The organism is Lactobacillus sp. VURO6/B1 (VP7), from assembly GCF_058139575.1.
Genome location: NZ_JBVOWJ010000013.1, coordinates 1 through 20,570 on the forward strand (window position 1 = coordinate 1; position 20,570 = coordinate 20,570).

The following is a 20,570-nucleotide window of genomic DNA, read 5'->3' on the forward strand; positions in this document are numbered from 1 at the left end:
CCATTTGAGCTACCGGATGTGTTGTCTGAGCCATTTGAGCTACCGGAGTTGTTATCTGAGCCATTTGAGCTACCGGAGTTGTTATCTGAGCCATTTGAGCTACCGGATGTGTTATCTGAGCCATTTGAGCTACCGGATGTGTTATCTGAGCCATTTGAGCTACCGGATGTGTTGTCTGAGCCATTTGAGCTACCGGATGTGTTGTCTGAGCCATTTGAGCTACCGGAGTTGTTATCTGAGCCATTTGAGCTACCGGATGTGTTGTCTGAGCCATTTGAGCCTTCTGAGCCAGTTGAACCTTCTGAACCTGTTGAACCGGTTGAACCTTCTGAACCTGTTGAACCGGTTGAACCAGTTGAACCTTCTGAACCGGTTGAACCTTCAGAGCCAGTGGAACCTGTTGATCCGGTTGAACCAGTTGAACCTTCTGATCCGGTTGAGCCAGTTGAACCTGTTGAACCGGTTGAGCCAGTTGAACCTTCTGATCCGGTTGAACCAGTTGAACCTTCTGATCCGGTTGAGCCAGTTGAACCGGTTGAACCTTCAGAGCCAGTGGAACTCGTTGAACCTTCAGAGCCAGTGGAACTCGTTGAACCTGTTGAGCCAGTTGAACCTTCAGAGCCAGTTGAACTGTTTGATGCGTTTGAGCTGCCTGAACCATTTGAACTGTTTGATGGAGTTGAACCTGATGGGGTTGAACCTGTATTACTTGAACCAGTGTTATTTGAACCTGTTGTAGGAGTTGAACTGTTTGAGCTATTTGAAGCGTTTGAACCGTTTGAGGTTGTTGAAGAGTTGCTACCATTTGAACCGGTTGAACCATTAGAACCATTTGAACTAGTTGAAGGGTTTGAACTTGGCTTTGGTGTAGCCTTCTTCTTAGCTAAAGCACTAGCTTTGATGTAACCAGCTGAGGTTAAGTAGTACTTCTTGCCCTTGATTTTGACAGCTTTACCATAGATCTTGATCTTTTTGCCTTTAAGAACTTTACCGTTCTTTATAGCTTTACCACTTCTTGTAACTAAAGTTGTATTCTTAGCTACTTTAGCACCTTTACCAGTAACATTGACTGCTTTAATGTATTGGTTCTTGCCAATCTTATAGTAAACTTTTCCTTTAATAGTCTTTTTACCAAGAACTTTTACCTTTTTACCTGCTTTAACAAGTTTCTTAGTTTTAACTAATTTCTTGCCTTTTTTCTTGTAAACAGCAGAATTTGCATGAACTTTCTTAGTCTTTGCAGATTTCTTCGCTGCGCTAACTTCAGTTGGCGCATTACTTAAAGAGTTGTTTGGTGTTTGATTAGCACCAACAGCTAATAATGCAGCACCAGCTACTGATACTATCATTTTCTTGTAAAAACTATTTTTACTCATTTTTGAAACTTCCTTTTAGTACTAAATTTCAACGTTCTCAATTTAAAAACAAGAACAATATAACTATATTTAAGCTACCTAGATCTCATTCTATCACCATAAACACTCAAAAAAAAGGGTATAATTTTAATAAATAAAGTAATTTCTAAGTTTAAATCAAAAATCAAGATATATTATTGTTATTTTATTAGATTTGCTGTTGTATATGCTAAATACTCAAACTTTTTTGTTATTTCGAATAAAAAACAACTTGAATTAAAATAATAGAGAATGTTCAATCTTTATGTTTTTCCTTATATAGCAGAAAATGTAATAAATCACATTTATTAATAAAAGTAATTCATCAAACTTTATTTATCTAATATTTAAATTAGCAAAACATAATATATTATTTCCATAAATCATGGTACTTACTGTTATTTTAAGGTAACCGAGAAATTTTAAAAAATTTGTTCATAATATGTTTTTTCGCTATTCCATTTGCACCATACAAACTATCAAGACACTATACCCAAAAGTTTGCCCCAGTTACCTTGATTTTATTGCTTTTTCATTCTCTTGTAGCTACATTAATTATAGTTGGTGCAATTTTAAAGAAAGAAACAATTTTTTAACAATTTTTTTACCCGTACCTGGGCTTTTTACTATTAATTTAAAACTATACATAGATATTTTTTGTTGATAAGTTAAAACTAAAACCAGTCACCTTTTAGTTTTTGTAACAATATTTGGATAAAGAATGAAACATGCAAAAGGGACTAACTCTCGTTGCATCCGGAAGTTAGTCCTTAGTTAGATTTCAAACTTGGCAGCTCGATAGCAAACTGCTTTTTAATTAGTTAAATTACTTATTGCCTATAACTCTGCGAATACGGTCAGCAACCTGATACTTGGCAGTAAATATCAATTCGTCTCCCATTTCAATAACCGTATGACCATGTGGGACCAGCCACTCTTGTCCTCGGCGAATACGGCTGACAGTGATGTCACTTGCTAGATCCCAATCCATTAATTGACGGCCTGAATACTGCCTATTGCGGACAACAACAGAATAGACAGCATTTTTGGTATCGCTCAGCACATTATAAACAGCGGGCGATTCTATCAGTGCTCGCAACAACGAAGAAGTAACATTACTTAAGTCAAAAACCTCCATGCCGTTGCTGCGCAATTGCTCAACCTTGGCAATGTCTGCACGTTTTTGACAAATAATAATGCGTTTGAAATTACCCTTAGTTTTTGCCAATTGCCCCAGTCGTAAATTAGTTTCGTCAGACCTCATGGCCGCAACAAAAATATTACCAGTAAAAGCACCAGATTGTGTCAAGCTCTCACTATCCAATTGGGATAATAATTTTAGCTGTGGCACGCGGCTTTTATAAATATGATAGTGTTCGTTACTGGTAGTAAACATCTTAACTGAATACCAGTTATCATGCAGGTCAAGCATTACGGGGACAGTCAAGGCATTCGTACCCAAAATCACGACCTTTTCCTTAATCCGATCTTCTGCTTTCAATTTAAAAATGGCGTTAAATAAAATTGGGCACAGAATGCAGACGATCACAGCAGCCAGGATAAAAACATCAGATTGCAGCCGTGTAATAACATTTAATTTACGTGCTACTGCTAGAGTTGGTAAAACGATAGTAATCGTAGTTGCAGTTAAAAAACCACCGGCAATACCATTTCTGCTACCGAATTTTTGCGCGTAAACCAAAGCAACAGGTACTTTAGCCAAGAACAGAAACAAGATTAATATTGGTAATAAAATCAGTGATTTTGGGTGGGCCAAAAGTGACCTTAAATTGAGTTTAACTCCCGTCATAATGAAGAAAATGGGAATAAAAAAACCATAGCCAATTGAAGTTAACTTATCAGCAGTTTCCTGACTAGGCTCCAGCAACTTCATGACAATACCGGCTAAAAATGCTCCCAAAATATTTTCTACTCCAACTCTTTCAGCTACTGTTACCAGAGCAAAAATCAAGAAAAAGGCTAACCGCACATCTAGCTGCGTAGTTGACTTGGTCACTTTAACAAACCACAAATAAGGCTGCTTAAAGCGCCACAACAGCAAAATAGCCACTCCAAATAGCAAAATAATGAGCCACAATTGTCTGGTATTGCCACCATTAATCGCAGCATAAACCGTCAGCAGCATTAAGGGAATTACTTCTCCTAAAACTGCAGTCAATAAAATCGTCTGACCTATCGGCCTATTTAATATATCTTTTTCTTTTAAGGTCGCAATTACCACTCCTAGTGCAATGGTCATGAAAATAATGGTTGCAAGCATCGTATCGCCAAATAAGCCAAGCCATTTTAAAACTAATGCGAGGCAGACAGATAAAAGGGCTACACCAAAAAATGCTTCTAAAGCAATTTTAAAGGGAGATACCTGACCTGGCTTTTTTTCTTGCTTATGCTTTGGTTTCAGTAAATCAAAATTAATTTCCATCCCCGACAAAAACAATAACAAAATGACGCCCAAATTTGATAAAAACGCTAGGTCATGCGTTAGCTGTACAATGTTAAAGCCACTGGCACCTAGAATAATACCAATGATAATTTCTGCAACGGCCGTAGGAACAGCATTTACCTTTAATCGGGCCATTAAAATAGGAACAATTAAAGCAAACAAAACAACTAGGAATAAAGACAACTGTGCCACCAGGATTACCTCCTCATTTATTCTTAGTCGATTATACAAAATATTGACGAGCAGAGAAAATAAAAAGGGTGGCAAGTATTCATAGCTTCCAAAAAGCAATCAATTAAAATTCTGTTGCACATAAAAAACAAGTCATGCCAATTGTCATGACTTGTCTCTTTCTTTAAAAATTATCTGCTTTAACAAAGCGATTAGTATCAATTGAATAGTACTTATTGCCATTAATATTAACACGACCACCGTATGTCCGAACGGATTTGCCCTTTAAAAGCTTGCTGGTGCCTATACGAATTCCGGTAGTATCGTAAATATAGGCATTATGGGTCAAAACACGCTTGGAACCAACGATATTGCTGGCTACAACATACTCGTTCTCACCAATTTGCAAATATTTTTTACCATTTATCACCTTTTCTTGTGCCACGGTTACCACTGTCCCAGCGGTTTTTAATGTCGCACTAGTACGTTTACCTTGAGCATCATATGTATAAGCATCATGCATCAAAGTTTTCTTACCAGTCGGTGCTTGAGAAACAGAGTCGGTATCAGTTGTAGGTGTATTCGCTGAATCAGTTGGTTCAGTTGAATCTGCTGTATTTGATGAATCATCAGTTACCGTGCTGTCATCAGGAACGGTAGAAGTAACGGTTTCTGCTGCCTGTAAATCGTAATAGTGCTTCAAAAGTGAGTAAAAGTCATTCATGGAATAACCCCATTTTTTGAAGTAGCCATCAGGGTCGGTATGATTAGTACCTCCTAAAAAGCGCGATACGGCATGATGGGACCAAATTGTTCCTTTACCAGTATGAGACGCATTAGAAGGCTTGATGTTATATCTGTGCAACAGCTTAGCCGCATAAATGGCATCGTTATTCACACTTTTAGCAAATTTTTTTCTGGTAGTTTCTTGACAAAGTTCAATTTGAATAAAGCGGTTATTGGCTACTGCCCCAGCACCCCAAACGCCATAGTTAGGAGTCATCATCTGAATAACCTCCTTGTGATCAACAAAAGCGTGAACATAAGAGTACATATGTTTCCATTCACGATTAAAGTAAATAGCCTCATTGTATGCGGAAGCACCAGGAGTTGCAGTTTCATGAATTACAATACCTTCCGGCTTCCCTTTTCTGTACTTAATTTTATTACCATGAGCGTAAAACTTGTTATACTTAATGTTCTGCGTTTGGAGCATTTTATGTAAGAAAGTAACGCCAACATAGCTGTTTTGCTTAGCAATTGAGTTGATAGAGGCAGCTTCTACTACCTGAGATTGATTGACGTTAAAAATAGGTGCAACTAAACCTACTCCGAGAGCAACAGTAGTTATTAGTTTCTTTATCTTCATCTAATTTTTTCATTCCTTATTTTGTTTGTGAGAAATTAACTTTGTCTAGAAATTGCCTTTCTTAATATACTGGTGAATACCTACTCGGTAATACTTAAGTCCGTATATTGAAATTGCTCCACCGTAGGTTGCGACAGATTGATCCTTCTTTAACACCTTTTTATTGTCACGATTGCCATAATCGTTGTAAACAAAAGCATTTTTCTTAAGAAGCCTCATAGTGCCGTCAATATTACCACTGGCAATGTACTGATTTTCACCAACCCGATAATACTTTTTGCCGTTAATAGTTTTAGTGCCATAAGTAGCAATCACCTTACCGGTATTGCCTACTTTAATTGCCTTGGACTTTTTTACGCGTTTGCCTTTGGAATTATAAACATACGCATTATGCATCAAAGTCTTGTTAACCTTCTTCTCACCCTTTGGAGCCTGAGAAGCTGGTGGAAGAGCACTGCCCATATTTAAAATAGTATCGTTAACCCAGCCTTTACCAGCAATGTACAAGCGCTTTTTACCGTTATAAAAAGTAATGGTCTTAGTTACAGTAACTGCATCGCCTTTAGCAACTGAATCGGTTTTGGCAGATACTGAGTGGTCAGTTGGCCAGGCATAAGTGGCACCTGCTTTTTTAACAACATAAGATTTGCTGGTGTTCGAAATCTTAGGATCATATTGCGTTAAGTTCGAAGTTGTTATTCTGGTATTTAAGATAGTGTTGTAATTATTGGCGGTAGCGTATGTACCAGTTAAAGCCTTGGTGGCATCTGCATAAGAAGCAGCATTTTCGAGCCATGCTCCCTTGTAGCGCTCTGGCTGCCAAGTAACACCTAAACGAAGTTTTTTACCATTATCAGCAAATGAGTCCTGATAGGTATTGTACTTTCTAAACTTAGCTGTTACGTAATAGCTCTTGCCGTTTTTGTCTTCTTCACGTGTTTTAGAAGAATATGTGGCTCCCTGCCAACTGTCATCAGCTTTCATCCCAAATAAATTATTGGCATTAACAGCTAGACCGGATTTGCCCCAGTTAGATTCCACAATTGCTTGTGCGATCATAACTGAAGGGTATAAGCCATATTTTTTAGAAACTTTTTGTGCTTGCTTAACAGCAGTATTTAAAAATGTTGTTTCATCTGCGCTAGCTGCAGATACTGTCTCAGCCTTTGCTGGAGAATTGGCAATTAAGTTGTTGGTAACTGGCATCAAGAGCGCTGTACTAAGCATAGCCGCCGAAAAACCAGTGATTAGTCTTTTTTTCATAAATAAAATTTCCTCCTTAACCGACATCTTTATTGTATCGGGCAATTAAAGTATTAACAATAGAATCCGCTTAATTGTAGTCAAAAAGTAATATTGCCGATTTTAATATTACAAATAGTAATTTAATTGTCTAAGACTTCTCGTAAATGATACAAAAGATCTCGTTTTAATCTTTGCAGCTGCACTCGATTGATCCCTGTCTTCTGAGCTAAAGCACTGATTGTTTGACCACCAAGCAAATGATCAAAAAACAACATACGTTCTACCTGCGTCAATTGTGGCAGTTCTTGTTCGAGTGCTAAATGATTATTCCAGTTATCCAGCAAGCCAACCTGCTCTGTAGAGTCAAAAACAATTTCTTGCTCAGTTATTCGCTTTTGCTTACGCAATAAATCTAAAGTATGCCAGATAATTTTGCGAAAACTAAGCCGATCAACTTCAGTTCTTGCTCTATTTGCTAACCTCGTTAACATTTCTGCGTAAATTATTATACCTTCCTGCAAAAAGTCTTCGTAATTAGTATAGTCCATTCTGACGTGGGCAGACTTCAATGCGCCTCTGACTAATTTCTGATTCTGCCATGCAGTGATAAATGCTTTTTTCTTAATCTTCATTTGTGACATTCCTCTGTTTCAAATATGTCACAAGCGCTTGTGCTCTTATAGATTAGCAATCTTGCTTAAAATTTAAAAAACATAATATTAAGTTCTTAACTGCTAAATTAACAAACATTTAAATTTTTCTTTTAGTTTCTTAAAGCTTGCCTCATATATTATAATTACAATAAATCTACGGGTTAAAAAAGAGTAAAAAAAACACGAAATTCTTAAAGATCGTGTTTTTTCTTAAAATAGAGTATCTGGTCGCTTGCTGTTTGAATAAGCAGACTTATGAGCATCAGAAATTAATGGCAGTTCGTAGTAATCAGCCAAATAATTGCCATATCGCGCATGCTTTTTATCCAGTAATTCACTCATTACTTTTTTTAAAGATAATTCTTCCAGGGATTGGTGTGGATGAAAGTAAGAAGATTGATCGATAAGAGAATCTCCGACAGACCTTTTAACCCGCCAGCCCAAATTACTTTTTAAATGTAGTGTACCTAAGAGATAAAGCGCGTGATTAAAAAACAAGCTATCGCTTACTTTGCGGGGAATGTGACGGCTGCAATTATCATACGTAAAAATATAACTGAAGCGATTTGTTGTCACGGATTCAAAAGCAGTTACATTATTTCGAAGCGACTCAAAATTTGCCATATTATGCAAAGCAATCCAGTCAATATTACCTGTATTATAACTACGCAATGAAAAATAAGCTAAGCGACCTGTGGCAATCACGTTGTGCCCAACTAGATTAATCTTGCGTGCAAATTCCCTTTGAAATTCCAGCCCTGCCAATAGACAATTCTGAGCAAAAGAAGTCAAATGCGCCTGAGTGCTGCGACAGCTTAAAACAATACCCTGATTACAGTCAAAAATCACACTTTTGTATTTGCCTAAAAGTGGTTGTTTCTGAAACTGGTATAAAGCAATAGTTCCGGGATTTACACAATAAAGTTCATCCTCAATTAAGTATTTATCTATTTCCTGATCTATGCCAATTCTTTGGCGTAAAAGCTTTTGCGACCAAAAGCGATATTTATGTCCACTAGGCAGGTTCCAGATATCACTTTCTTTTTTTAACAATTCATTCCTCTCCTTTAATTAAAGTAGACGAATACTATTATACTGGAAATGTTATCGCTTGCATAGATCAATCACGCGTAAACTAATTCAAAAGCACAAAAAAACAGAAGCGATATAATCGCTCCTGTTTCTTAATTAGCTATAAGACTAATTATTTAGCAAAGTTTGCAACCTTAACGTATTGCTTAGCAGGTCCACCAATTCTGTAGTAAGCCTTACCATTCTTGAATGTGTAAGGTGAACCAAAAGTAGTAACTTGTGAGCCAGCCTTCAATACTTTTCTGTTAGCACGCTTCTTGCTGGTCTTGTATACATAAGCGTTGTGGCTCAATGTACGTGAAGTACCATCAATGTTGTCAGCCATTACGTATTGGTTGTCACCAATGCTGTAAACCAAGCTGCCGTCAGCAAGCTTAGTAGCTGCACCGATTACTTCAACAGTGGAGTAAGCACGTAACATGTTAGTACCAACACGCTTGTGATCCTTGTCGTAGATGTATGCGTTGTGCATAACAGTCTTCTTAACCTTGTCTGCAGGTTTGAATGAACCGTCAACAAATTTACTCTCTACGTAAAGGTCTGAGTCAGCACTGTTAATACGAGAGTAAGTCTTCTCGCCAACCTTGATTGGGTCACCAAAGATAGCAATTTGATCACCGTTCTTAACAGTAGTCTTAGAATCAGTTACAGTGTTACCGTCAATCTTGTAAACTGTAACGTCACCATCAGATTGAACAGTCTTGTATGTAGCACCCTTAACACCAACAGTTAAGTAGAAAGTAACCTTAGTAGTCTTACCATCTGCATTAGTTGCAGTTACAGTAACTGGGTACTTACCAGCAACCTTAGTGTTAACCTTGCTTGCATCAACAGTAGGAATCATAACAGTTCCATCAGTCTTGCTTACTTGGGTCTTAAAGGCATTTTGGATAGCCTTAGTATCAACTACACCATTAACTGGAACATAGTTGAAGTTAACATCACCAACTGAGTCAAGAGTAGTTGTACCCCTCAACGCATCTTTTTGTCCATTAAAGTACATTTGAGGGAATGAATCATCACCATCAGTTGCTGTTGAGTTAACACGTACATTAAATGTAGCGGTTTTGCCATTAGTAGCATATAAGTGCGCAGTAAATGTAAATGGAGCAGCTGGTTTGTCAAAACTGCCATCAGCCTTTACAGTAACACCAGCAGCCTTAAGTCCATCTCTAATATCTTGCTCAAGATTTAAGAAACTAGCTTTAGCGGCTTGAGGATCGTTACCAGCAGTAGTTTTAACTGTGTACTTACCACTCTTACCTCTTGAAGCGTCAATCTTGTCAGCTACAGCAGAAACTGTGTAACTATTTGCATCAAGATCTACAGAACCAGAGTCAGCAATTACTTCTTTGCTGTCTTGTGTAAATGTAACATATGGAGCACCCTTCAAAGCTGTATTAGCAACGCTAAATACTTTACTTTGAACTTGAACGCCTGAAATTACACCAGTACCATCTGAAGTCTCCTTTTTACCATTAACAGTATAGTCTGTATTAGCTTTCAAACCGCTAATAGTAACTGGAACTTTAGCTACATAAGACTTGCCTTTTTCAAGCTTATCAGCAGCTTTTGTATTAGCAGCTACTGTACCAGTGCCATCAGCATTTGCTGTAGCTTCATAAATAGAAGCTTTACCAGGAATTACATTTGCACCTGTTGGTAAAGTTGGGGTAGCAAGTGAAGCAGCAACTTTGGATGCTACATCGCCATCTACTAAACTGGCAGCGTTAGTTACATTTAATTCCAATTTAGCAGTAGTAACGCCATCAGTTGTAGTTCCGCCAACAACTGGAATAGTGGTATCAGCAAATACTGTTGATACACCGGCTGCAGCGACTGGAGCAACAGCTAATAAAGCAGCTGCAGCAGCACTAACAATTCTTAAATTTTTCTTCATGTGGTCTTTCCTCCTTGTGTATATACAAAATAGTAATAGGCTATAGGTTCAGTCGTAATGAGCCTACATTGTTACAACACCCTTCAAGCCGAATTCATAAGTTTATAACTCTTATGAGGTAGCTTTCGAGCTGAAGAACGCGCATGCGTACAGGCTTCGAACCTGAAGCATAGCTATTACTTACCACATTTCTTATTGTACCTACCTTTTGCTTAAATTGCAAGACATGTAGTTATTTAACATACTTTTGTAATAAACGCTTACAGCTTTTTTGTTCATTTTTTATTTTTCAAGAATTAATAAAACCCTTAACAGTAATACATTCAATGTTTTTCTGCGCTAATAAAGTTATTTTATTTTTATTGAATTTTACAAAATAATAACAAAATAATTTGGAATAAAGTAAAAATCACGCCAAACTTGCCTTGACGTGATTTCCTATCTTTACTAATTATTTTTACCGTAAAAATTGTTTGATTTTAACTATCGTTTCTTTAATGGTCTCCAAAAACTGCAGGTTACATTGACTGACCCTGAGTATTATCGAACAAACTAGTAACAGTTCGTTCAACATATGAAGCAGATTGTGGAGTTTTATACAGATCCACCCCTTCGTGTGCAAATGCTTTTGCATTTGCTATTGTTTCCATTGCATTTTTTACCTCTGTTCCTGCCAAATTAGCGGCAGCATCTGGTAAAGACAAATTAACCTTTTTGTTGGCCCCGTTTAGAAATACTAGTTGTAAAGTTTTGGTCTTAGTTACCATATTATTTGCTCCTGTCTTAATCATTTTTATTTTTGCGACTTGATTATTCATCACCAATAGGGATACCCTGTTTTTGAATTAAAGTTGCTGCTCCCAGATCATCACCCTGCAGCTGTGCTAAAGCTGCGCCCACTTTAGCCAAACCGCCAGCTGTTGCTCCTTCTTTAACGTTCTTTAAAATTCGTGATTTAGTACCGTCTTTGCTGTATTTGGAATTTAAAAATGTGTATTGGACTGATTGTTCTAATAATGCAAAATTCATATTATTTTTCTTCCTTTTCTAAATAGTGTAATCGACCCGCGCGCCAGATGTCTTACACTATTACTAACGAAAATGGGCGGCAAAATGTAACATTTTTTCTTAAAAAATGGTCCCGTAAAGGTGAAAAAACACCATTGAGTAGTCAAATCTGCTTAAACCATCTATAATTAAACTAAGTATTAGTAAGGAGGATAAATTCCTATTATGAAAAAAACGACAATTGGCACGATTGTAGCAGTAATAATTATCGCTATTGGAGGTGGCGTTTTTTACGCAACACAAAAATCCAATAATGATAAAGTTGAAGCTTCCTATAATAGTGCAATGACTACTGGTAAAAATGCGGTTGCTGATAAGGACTATTCAGAAGCAAGCTCAGCATTTGCCAAGGCTTTCAGTATCAAAAAGACTGACCAGGCTAAAGCTTATCAAAACCAGTCAGACTATATGATTTCCGCAATTAACGCAACTAAAAAAGGCAAATATAATGATGCGTTAAACGAAACTAGCAATGTAATTCAAAGAAAAAACGGCTATGCAGTTTTAGTAAAACAAGGTAAAAAATTAAAGACTACTATCGAAGACGTTCAAGATAATTATGAACATGAAATTCAACCAATCTTCCTCGCTGCATCCCAAGCGGAATTAGCTAAGCAATACCTTAAAGCAGCTGACCAATATCAAAAAGTACTAGATCTGCCTTATATTGATGAACAATATTACAGTCAGTACAAGAAGAAGGCAGAAAAGGGATTAGCAAATAATCAAAAAGCTGCTAAAGAAAATAATAATGGTTCTTCAAGTCAAAGCTACAATTCAATTTCAGGCAAAGGACCAGATACTGGCAATGCCGGTAAAACCGGTGAAGGTTCAATGGGCAACCACAAGGTACATGGTAAAACAGTTACTAACAAGCAAATAGCGCAACTGCGTAAACGTGTAGGCAAGTTTGGCTATGATTCAATGTCTTGGAGTCCGCAAGATCTGATCGATCTTTACAGAAAGTCTGGTCGAACTAAACCAAGCAAAATTACCAAACAAGATATTCAAAACTATCTTAAGCCGTAGCAAACAATAATAGGCTAAACTCAATATGCTGAACCGTCCCGATCACTACATGGGACGGTTTTTATTTAGCCGGTTTATCTATTTTATTGCAGTTGTGCAAAATGCTATAATTTTATTAATATTATTAAAAACTATCATATATAGAGGTTAAACTGCTCCAATAGTTGCTTTTATAGCCTAAACTCTGTAAAATGACTATTGACTTTCACGTTTCCTATTTTTATTAAAGGAGTGTCTGCTTTGACTGAAAAAGAAAATAATAGCAAAGAAAAAGATAACGAAAAAGGACAAGAAAAAAAGGATAAAGAAGAAGAAATCAAGGTTGTGATGCCTGACGCTAAATGGACCACTATGCCAGAAGAAGAGTTTATAGAGCAACCGGATTATCTTAAAGTTTTCGCTGACTTTTACATTGCTCAGTTTAACCAGCGCGATTTGGAAATCATGAACTTATATGATACCAATTCCAACATGGTTGACATTAACCACTATCTGCTTAACAACATTCAATTCACTCGCAAAGAATTGGTTAAACATGTTTTGCAATACCATGCTCAGAATTTCCAAAGCATAATTGACGAAATTGCTGCTAAAGATGGTGTTGATGCAGAAAAAATGACATCATATAAAGACTGGAATAACTGGTACGAAGAGCGTCGCAGTAAAATTTCAACTTCTTTATCATAATTTACTTGTACTAAAGCAAAAAAAAGAACAAAATAGATACTTGAATGAGAATGCCACACTGACATTCTTTTTTACTTAAAAATGAATATTTCAATATTGTCTATGGGAGTACATAATTACTATGGATAAAAAGAAAAAGCGGATTTCGGCTGCCGGTCTATTAATTACCATCGGTATCGTTTATGGTGATATCGGAACTAGTCCGCTCTATGTAATGAAGTCAATCGTTACGGGTAACGGTGGCATTGCCAATGTTGATCGTGAACTGATTTTAGGATCAATTTCGCTCATTTTCTGGACAGTCACACTACTTACCACCGTTAAATACGTCATGATTGCGCTCAGAGCTACCAACCGTGGTGAAGGTGGCATTTTTGCATTATATGCTTTGGTACGTAAACGAGCCAAATGGCTGGTCATGCCGGCACTGATTGGTGGAGCAGCCCTCTTAGCTGATGGGACATTGACTCCAGCTGTGACGGTCACCACTTCGATTGAAGGACTGAAGAACATGCACTTCGGTTCCCACGTTCCCGTTCCTAATCAGAATGCCGTCATCATTATTACGATCGCTATCCTGCTGGTACTATTTTCAATTCAAATGCTAGGCACCAGCAGCATTGGTAAAGCATTTGGTCCTATAATGTTTGTCTGGTTTACATTTTTAGGCGTTATCGGTCTCTATAATATGGCTAATGACTGGTCAATTTTAGAAGCACTGAATCCCGTTTGGGCTATTAAAGTTCTTTTTAGTCCCTCTAATAAAGCCGGCATCTTCATTTTAGGTTCAATCTTTCTGGCCACTACCGGTGCAGAGGCGCTATATTCTGATGTCGGTCATGTTGGTAAAGAAAATATTCGCGGATCCTGGCCTTATGTTTTTCTCTGCCTGTCTTTAAATTATCTTGGTCAGGGAGTTTGGATTCTGCAAAATCCACATTACCAAACAAACGGCGGTGAACTTAATCCGTTCTTTGAAGCTGTACCAGCAAATTTACGACTTTTTGCCATCATTTTGGCTACAGTAGCCGCAATTATTGCATCCCAGGCTTTGATTACCGGTTCATTTACATTAGTATCTGAAGCAAGTGGTCTAAAATTTTTACCACGAATGAATATTAATTACCCTACTACTAAGCATGGTCAAATTTACATTCCTTCCGTTAACAAAATGATTTGCGTGGCAACTATCGCTATCGTAATTTTCTTCCGAACTTCAGAACACATGGAAGCGGCCTACGGTCTGTCAATCACGGTCACAATGTTAATGACTACATTGCTGCTCTTTGAATACTTGGGTTCAAAGCATCACCCATTGATATTGCGCCTTTGCTTTTTAATCGCCTTTGGCTTTATTGAGGGCATGTTCTTGATCTCCAGTTTGACCAAATTTATGCATGGTGGTTACGTCACCGTTTTAATTGCCGGCTTTATTGGTGTCATTATGTTCATCTGGTACTTTGGCAATAAAGTTCGCGACAAGCATGAAGGTGCTCATACCTATGTCCGTTTGGACGAATACACTGATATGTTAACAGACCTAAGTCATGATGACGATTACCCTACTTATGCGACTAACTTGGTCTACATGGCTAAAGTTAAATATAATAAGTTTGTCAAACGTGAAATCATGTACTCCATCTTGGATAAAAGACCTAAACGTGCTCAGGCCTATTGGTTTGTGACAGTTAACATCACGAACGAACCTTTCACAGCTAGATATGCTGTTAATACTTTTGGTACTAAGAATGTTATTAACGTTCAGCTATATCTTGGGTTCAAGAAACAAACCAGTGTTAATGTTTACCTGCGCCAAATAGTCCATGACTTAATTAAAGATGGTACTATCGAAGCACAGCCTCAGGAGTATACTACAACTCCCGGTCGTAAAGTAGGTGACTTCTCATTTGTAATTGTTAATGAAGTTGTCAGTCCTTTAACTCGACTTAAAGGTTTTGAAAAAGTTATGTTAAAAGCACGGGTTTGGTTACAAAACCTCTCTTCTAATCCAGCTTCATGGTTTGGGTTGGAATACACAGACACTGTGGTCGAGGAAGTTCCACTCATTTTAGGTAAACCAAGACATAACCTGCATATTAAGAGAGTTGCACCGCGCGACTATTCCAATCTAAAGAACAAAGAATTTGAATAATATAAAATAGCCGTCCACGACTTGTTAGAGTCGGGGCGGCTTTATTTTAAGCAAAAAGCGTTTATAATAAGTGATATGAAGAAATCATGACCAAGTAGTAAAAGTCTAGTCAAACAGATAGCAGTTGATCGAGTTAGGATAGTGAGGTGTGAGTACAATGGATAGAGATATTTTCCTTAAGCAAATGGTCGCCTTTGCTGTGAGTAAAGGTATAAGTGAAGACCAAGCCCAGCGAATTATGAATAAATATATTGATAAGCTTGAAGTAAGCGACTCCATTGTGCAACACATTGGACCTGAATATTATGCTTATCAAATTTTAATTAATGAAAAGTTGGTAGATTTTGTGGCTCTTTAGTTTTTAAAACTAATTAACCCCATAAACCAAATCTCTTTTATTAATCATATGTCTAAACTAGTTATATGAAAACTATTCAAACCAAAAACGCACAAGCTAAAGTCTAGCTTATGCGTTTCTTAATTACTTTGTCAATTATGGAATCAAAATCAATGGTAATTAATCCTGTTGCTTCGGAAAAAATTTTCTTAGAATTTCACTGTCAAACAGATTCTTTCTAATTTCTCCATCTTGCGTAAAATCTTGATGACTTCCTAAACTGCAATTTAAAATATTACATTTGCGCCAAGTTTTTTGCGATTACTTCTTGTCTCCGTTTGGTCCAAATAATAACTAAAGCTATAGCTGCATAAATAGTCACTCTCAAAATGGTTCCCTGCCAATCCATCATAGTAGGTTGCACCGCAGACTTAACTGGATTGCCATATTCGCCGATACCAGCTTGAAGAAATAGAATAAAATCATATAAGCCATGATAGGTCATATTTAACAGTAGCGAATGTGTGTAAAGGTAAATAGCAGCAAGTACCAACCCCGCGCCACTTACCTCAAACATTTGGCGCAAAGTAGTTAATGGCGTTTGATAGGCAATGTTGGTGATATGCCAAAACCCAAAAAGTAGACCATCAAATAACACAATTAAGTATATACGATACTTACTGCTTTGAAAAATTTGAGCAAGAAGAGCAATAACTAAAAAACGCATTAGCCATTCTTCAGCAATCCCTGTTCGTATAGCTGACCCGATAATACCAAGATTAATTTGATCAAAATAGTAACTCAAAGTATCGGCAATGTTATCAACTTTGGCTAAGGGGGATAAAGCAATTAAAAGTAAAACTCCCGCTAAAAGCAAAGTTATTAAGCTAGAAAACAGAATTGAGTCATTCCGACTATATAGAAAGTGTGGTTTTTGTATTTTCCAACTGGTCATTACCAAAACAGTAATGATGATTAAAACAGGAATTCCAGACAAACCCGAATTATTTATCTGGTGCAATACCTTGTTGTACCGTAAAGTTCCGGCAATCTTGCTTACAACACGGACGTCATAGACAACAAACATCAATAGCAAAATTCTGCCCCAATTATTGTTCACCCGACTTAAGGCTAATTTAGCCATTGGAATATACATGATAAGGGAATATAAAGTAACCAAAAGCATCCAGAAAGTGCCATTGATCAAATGATAGTAATTCAGTAATTTTGTTAGCAAAGACAAACTAATTGGCAAAGTGTAACAAATTGCTATAGTTTCAATGTAATGGTTAATCAATTGCCATCTTTTCGGCTGTTCACTTTCAGTCTGTAATAAAGAAAATTGTAAACAAACAAAAATAAGAGAGAGTGAAATGGCAAGCCTTTGACTTTGATTAAAAAGATTTCTATTAACAAAACCCAGAGTAGCGCAAATTAGTAAGATCAATATTTGTCCCACAGTTTGTGCTAAATGAAAAATTTTTATTATCCGATTTGTTTCTGATGTACGTGCTGATACAGCGTTTTGATTGAAATTCTTCATGGTAACTACATTATAGTAAATATAAAATGTGTTTCAATATATCTTTAATCCTTTTTTAAAATAAGTAAAATTATTATTTACCTTTACAAAAAAAGCCATTGTTCTAAATGATTAGAACAATGGTTTTTGATTTACTACTAATAATTACCAAATATGTACTCGTTTCTCTGGGTCGAGCCACATGCCGTCTTCTGGTTTAACATCGAAGACTTTGTAAAAGTCATCTTGGCATTGACTTTGAACGTTGGCACGTAATGGACCAGGTGCGTGAACGTCAACAGCAGTTTGACTCTTAATTGATTCTGTTAACTGCTTATTAGCCCAAATGCGTGCAAAGTTTTCAAACAGTTTCTTCAAATCATCATTTTCGTTCTTGGCGGCTTCAACAGCAGCAGTCAAACCACCTTGGTCAGCAATATTTTCTGAAACTATTTGCTTACCATTAAGTTTAACTGGTCCATATTCTATACCGTCAAACAAATCAATTTCAGCTTGTGTCCGCTTCTTGAATTCGGCGTAATCCTCATCAGTCCACCAATTAGTCATGTTGCCCAATTCATCAAATTGTGCACCATTGTTGTCAAACGCATGAGAAACTTCATGAGCGATTACGGAACCGATTCCGCCAAAGTTGGCCGCTCTGTCTTGTTTCAAATCATAAAATGGCTTCTGCAAAATTGCTGCAGGGAAAGTCAAATCGTTTCTTTGAGGGTCATAACAGGCGTTAACTAAATTACCAGGCATTGCCCATACTGTCCGGTCAACTTCCTTGTGAAGTTGCTCAATGTTGTACTTTTGCTCCACAATGGTAAATGCACGTTCATTCGAATAGAGGCTGCCACCCTCATTAGCTGGAATTACCTTCAAACGATTGTAAATTTCTTCGATTTTATCTGGATAACCAATCTTTAATACCAAAGCATCAAGTTTAATAATTGCACGTTTCTTAGTTTGTTCAGAAAGCCAATCGTTATTCTGCAAACGTTCCTTGTAAACCTCAAGCATACGGTGAATCATGTCCTCAACGTCTTCTTTGGCTTCTTTACCAAAGTAGGTTTGACCATAATAAACGCCAACTACTTCGCTAAATGAATCATTTGCAATGTAGTAAGCCTGTTTCTCGCCACTTGTCAATTGAGGTTGACCACTAAGAGCCTGACTAAATGGAAACGTTGCTTCACGAAATTCTTGTGACAAGGAGTCAGCAGCTGCGTTAATAAAGTTAACCAACATCCAGCCTTTGATTTCATCAAAGTTTTCTTCATTGATAATTTCGTTAATGTGATCCAAGTAGCGTGGTTCTTCAACAATAATTCGTTCTGGTTCTTCGCCAATTGCTTCTTTCAAGTAGTAAGCAATCTTAAATTGATCAAACTTAGCTTCAAAGTCAGCAATCTTCATTGGATTGTAAGTAGCAGGATAATCTGCCCACTCTTCTGTAGACTTAACGATCTTAGATAGCTTAGCATCAAATTTAATAGCATCTTCTGCATATTTTTCTGCTTTAGCTTGCTCAATACCAGCCATGGTTAAAAGCTTAACCGATTGCTTTTGTAAAATGTCTAATAGTTTTGGTGCATCAGAAGTTTGATAAGTTGTAGTGTCAGGCAAGAAAGTCCCAGGACCAGCAAAATACAAAGCATTAACTTTGGTATTCTTCATATCAGGCGAAACGCCAAAGCTAAATGGAAGTATGGCAAAAGTTGCTAAGTCAGGCGCATTTAAGTTGTAGTCAGAAAAGTCCTTAATGCCATCAAGAAGTTCCAAGTCTGACTTAATTGGTGCAGCTCCATCAGCGTTTCTTTTAGCGAAATCTCTAGCTAATTTGTATAACTTAACGGCTTCATCAAAATTAGGTACATTTGGTAATTCTTTTTTTCCAGAAGCAAAATCAGCAAAATCCTGCATCAAGTGCTTTTCAACATCAACATCGATGCCGTCAAACGAAGCCATTCGTGACCGGTCTTCCGGAATCTTGGTTTTTTCAATCCATTCTGAGTTAACAGCCAAGTATAAGTTGTCCTGTGGGCGTGCATCAAGCTCAGGCTCGATGATATTACCACTACCGCCTCGAACTGCGAAGTTTTTATTCATTCAGAGAGTCCTCCCTTTTTATCTAAATTAAAAATAGACTAAATTAATCTTATCATTTTAATTATACCCTTAACATTAAAAAAACTTTACAAAATTACTTATAGAGCGTGATATGCTTGTGCAATTTTGCATGCAATGGCAATAAGAGCAGTACCATCAGAAAAATACCACAGGCAGCAATAATAAAGAACGGAATGTAACCCGCACGATCAATTATCATACCGCCAAATAAGGGGCCAAAGGCCTGACCAATGCCGCGGGCAACGTTAATTTCACCTTGATATTTGCCCTTGCTGTTTGCCGGAGACAAATCGTTAATGTAAGCCGGAACCGCTGGAAAAGCAGTTGCTTCACCCATGGTCAGAATAAACATTGATAGTGCAAAGTGGGCAAAATCTTTAGCAAAAATCAAAGTGGCAAAAGAAATTGCAAACATAAGCGTGCCAAAAATAATTTGCTGGAACAAGCTCTTAAACAAATTAGGATAGCGTGCCAAAATCACTTGAATAATGACTATTACAGCACCATTTAAAGTCCATAACAAGCTATAAAGGTGGAAAGGTATTCCCAGTGAAACCATGTAAACTGACAAATTGGATTCCCAGTTCATGTACATTAGCCATGTCACGGCTAAAGAAACTAAGAATCCTACCATTAACATCACATTATATTTGGGCATAGGATCAACTTTTTGTTTCTTGCCTTTTTTAGTACCGTTCTTTTTACGATTTTGGTGAAAAGTATTAATTGGACGATAATGAATGGCTGCATTAACGCAGGCGATGGCAAATAGTGAGGCTGCTAAAATAAATAAGAATTCAATTGAAAAGTCGTAAAGATATCCTACTAACAGCGTCCCTGTGACTGTGCCGACATTTTGCGCAAAATAAATCAGATTAAAAACATAGCGTCCTGAGTATTTACGCAAACTAGTCGCAATTGAATTAATTAAGGTACCGTTCCAGCCACTGATGCAACCCGTCATAATCAGCCAAAACCAATATTCTGGCCAGCCGTGAAAGAATGCCATCAGGAACAGAACTAGTGCATCCAGTCCTAGACCAGTAACAATTAAGGGGTATGGGTTCAGGCGGTCATATAAGCGTCCAGCTAAAAGCGAGCCCAATACGTTGCTGGCACAATTGCAAAATAAAACAACCCCTATTACAGAAAGGCTGATGTGCAATTGCTTGTTTAAATAAACCGAAGTCAAGGGCCAAACAAAACTCGACCCGATCCACGTGGCCAGCTCCCCCAGTAATAGCCAGCGCAACTTAATTTCTGTTTCTTCATGAGATCCATGTTTAAGTTTCATTTATTCAGTCCTTTCTTTTTTAGTTTCCATTTACCAGTTTAGCAAGAAGTATTAAAA

General features: G+C 37.3%; 16 protein-coding genes. 4 read left to right on the plus strand and 12 right to left on the minus strand.

The window, feature by feature from the left end; translation table 11 throughout:
- From ACZ2M0_RS08030 to ACZ2M0_RS08070, 9 genes are all read right to left on the minus strand, one after another.
- Positions 1-1,376: SLAP domain-containing protein (locus tag ACZ2M0_RS08030; RefSeq protein WP_490059099.1), on the minus strand; the 1,376-nt coding region annotated here is incomplete at its 3' end.
- A gap of 844 nt (positions 1,377-2,220) precedes the next feature.
- Entirely contained in the window at positions 2,221-4,050 is a 1,830-nt protein-coding gene (locus ACZ2M0_RS08035; RefSeq protein ID WP_490059100.1) for a cation:proton antiporter domain-containing protein, read from the minus strand.
- A 163-nt stretch (positions 4,051-4,213) separates the two neighbouring features.
- Positions 4,214-5,398, minus strand: coding sequence for an SLAP domain-containing protein (locus tag ACZ2M0_RS08040; protein WP_490059101.1), 1,185 nt, complete (start codon positions 5,396-5,398; stop codon positions 4,214-4,216).
- Between the two features lie 45 nt (positions 5,399-5,443).
- A complete protein-coding gene (locus tag ACZ2M0_RS08045; protein WP_490059102.1) occupies positions 5,444-6,661 on the minus strand; it encodes an SLAP domain-containing protein in 1,218 nt (405 codons plus the stop codon).
- A 122-nt stretch (positions 6,662-6,783) separates the two neighbouring features.
- Positions 6,784-7,275, minus strand: coding sequence for a sigma-70 RNA polymerase sigma factor region 4 domain-containing protein (locus tag ACZ2M0_RS08050; protein WP_490059103.1), 492 nt, complete (start codon positions 7,273-7,275; stop codon positions 6,784-6,786).
- A gap of 231 nt (positions 7,276-7,506) precedes the next feature.
- Positions 7,507-8,349: a hypothetical protein gene (locus ACZ2M0_RS08055; protein WP_490059104.1), complete on the minus strand. Its 843-nt coding sequence runs from the start codon at positions 8,347-8,349 to the stop codon at positions 7,507-7,509.
- 151 nt (positions 8,350-8,500) lie between these two features.
- Positions 8,501-10,288 carry an SLAP domain-containing protein gene (locus tag ACZ2M0_RS08060; RefSeq protein WP_490059105.1) on the minus strand — a complete coding sequence of 596 codons (1,788 nt, stop codon included), beginning with the start codon at positions 10,286-10,288 and terminating at the stop codon, positions 8,501-8,503.
- A gap of 518 nt (positions 10,289-10,806) precedes the next feature.
- Entirely contained in the window at positions 10,807-11,055 is a 249-nt protein-coding gene (locus tag ACZ2M0_RS08065) for a DUF2922 domain-containing protein (RefSeq protein WP_462985329.1), read from the minus strand.
- A 43-nt stretch (positions 11,056-11,098) separates the two neighbouring features.
- Entirely contained in the window at positions 11,099-11,317 is a 219-nt protein-coding gene (locus ACZ2M0_RS08070) for a DUF1659 domain-containing protein (RefSeq protein ID WP_223902812.1), read from the minus strand.
- Positions 11,318-11,521: 204 nt separating this feature from the next.
- Between ACZ2M0_RS08070 and ACZ2M0_RS08075 the strand changes: the two genes are divergently transcribed.
- The 4 genes from ACZ2M0_RS08075 to ACZ2M0_RS08090 all read left to right on the plus strand — a co-directional run bounded on the left by ACZ2M0_RS08075 (position 11,522) and on the right by ACZ2M0_RS08090 (position 15,582).
- Complete coding sequence (locus ACZ2M0_RS08075; RefSeq protein WP_223902811.1) at positions 11,522-12,385, plus strand: hypothetical protein; 864 nt, start codon at positions 11,522-11,524, stop codon at positions 12,383-12,385.
- 240 nt (positions 12,386-12,625) lie between these two features.
- The gene (locus ACZ2M0_RS08080) at positions 12,626-13,072 is read left to right on the plus strand and encodes a hypothetical protein (RefSeq protein ID WP_490059106.1); all 447 of its coding nucleotides are present in this window, start codon (positions 12,626-12,628) and stop codon (positions 13,070-13,072) included.
- A gap of 121 nt (positions 13,073-13,193) precedes the next feature.
- On the plus strand, positions 13,194-15,224 hold the full coding sequence (locus tag ACZ2M0_RS08085; RefSeq protein ID WP_223902809.1) for a KUP/HAK/KT family potassium transporter: 2,031 nt from the start codon (positions 13,194-13,196) through the stop codon (positions 15,222-15,224).
- Positions 15,225-15,381: 157 nt separating this feature from the next.
- Positions 15,382-15,582, plus strand: coding sequence for a hypothetical protein (locus ACZ2M0_RS08090; protein WP_223902808.1), 201 nt, complete (start codon positions 15,382-15,384; stop codon positions 15,580-15,582).
- A gap of 274 nt (positions 15,583-15,856) precedes the next feature.
- Here ACZ2M0_RS08090 and ACZ2M0_RS08095 read toward each other — a convergent pair whose 3' ends face one another.
- From ACZ2M0_RS08095 to ACZ2M0_RS08105, 3 genes are all read right to left on the minus strand, one after another.
- Positions 15,857-17,104, minus strand: a complete 1,248-nt coding sequence (locus ACZ2M0_RS08095) for a CPBP family intramembrane glutamic endopeptidase (protein ID WP_490059107.1) — start codon at positions 17,102-17,104, stop codon at positions 15,857-15,859.
- Between the two features lie 144 nt (positions 17,105-17,248).
- Positions 17,249-19,198 carry a M13 family metallopeptidase gene (locus ACZ2M0_RS08100; protein ID WP_490059108.1) on the minus strand — a complete coding sequence of 650 codons (1,950 nt, stop codon included), beginning with the start codon at positions 19,196-19,198 and terminating at the stop codon, positions 17,249-17,251.
- 94 nt (positions 19,199-19,292) lie between these two features.
- Entirely contained in the window at positions 19,293-20,513 is a 1,221-nt protein-coding gene (locus tag ACZ2M0_RS08105; protein ID WP_490059109.1) for an MDR family MFS transporter, read from the minus strand.
- Positions 20,514-20,570: the final 57 nt, after the last annotated feature.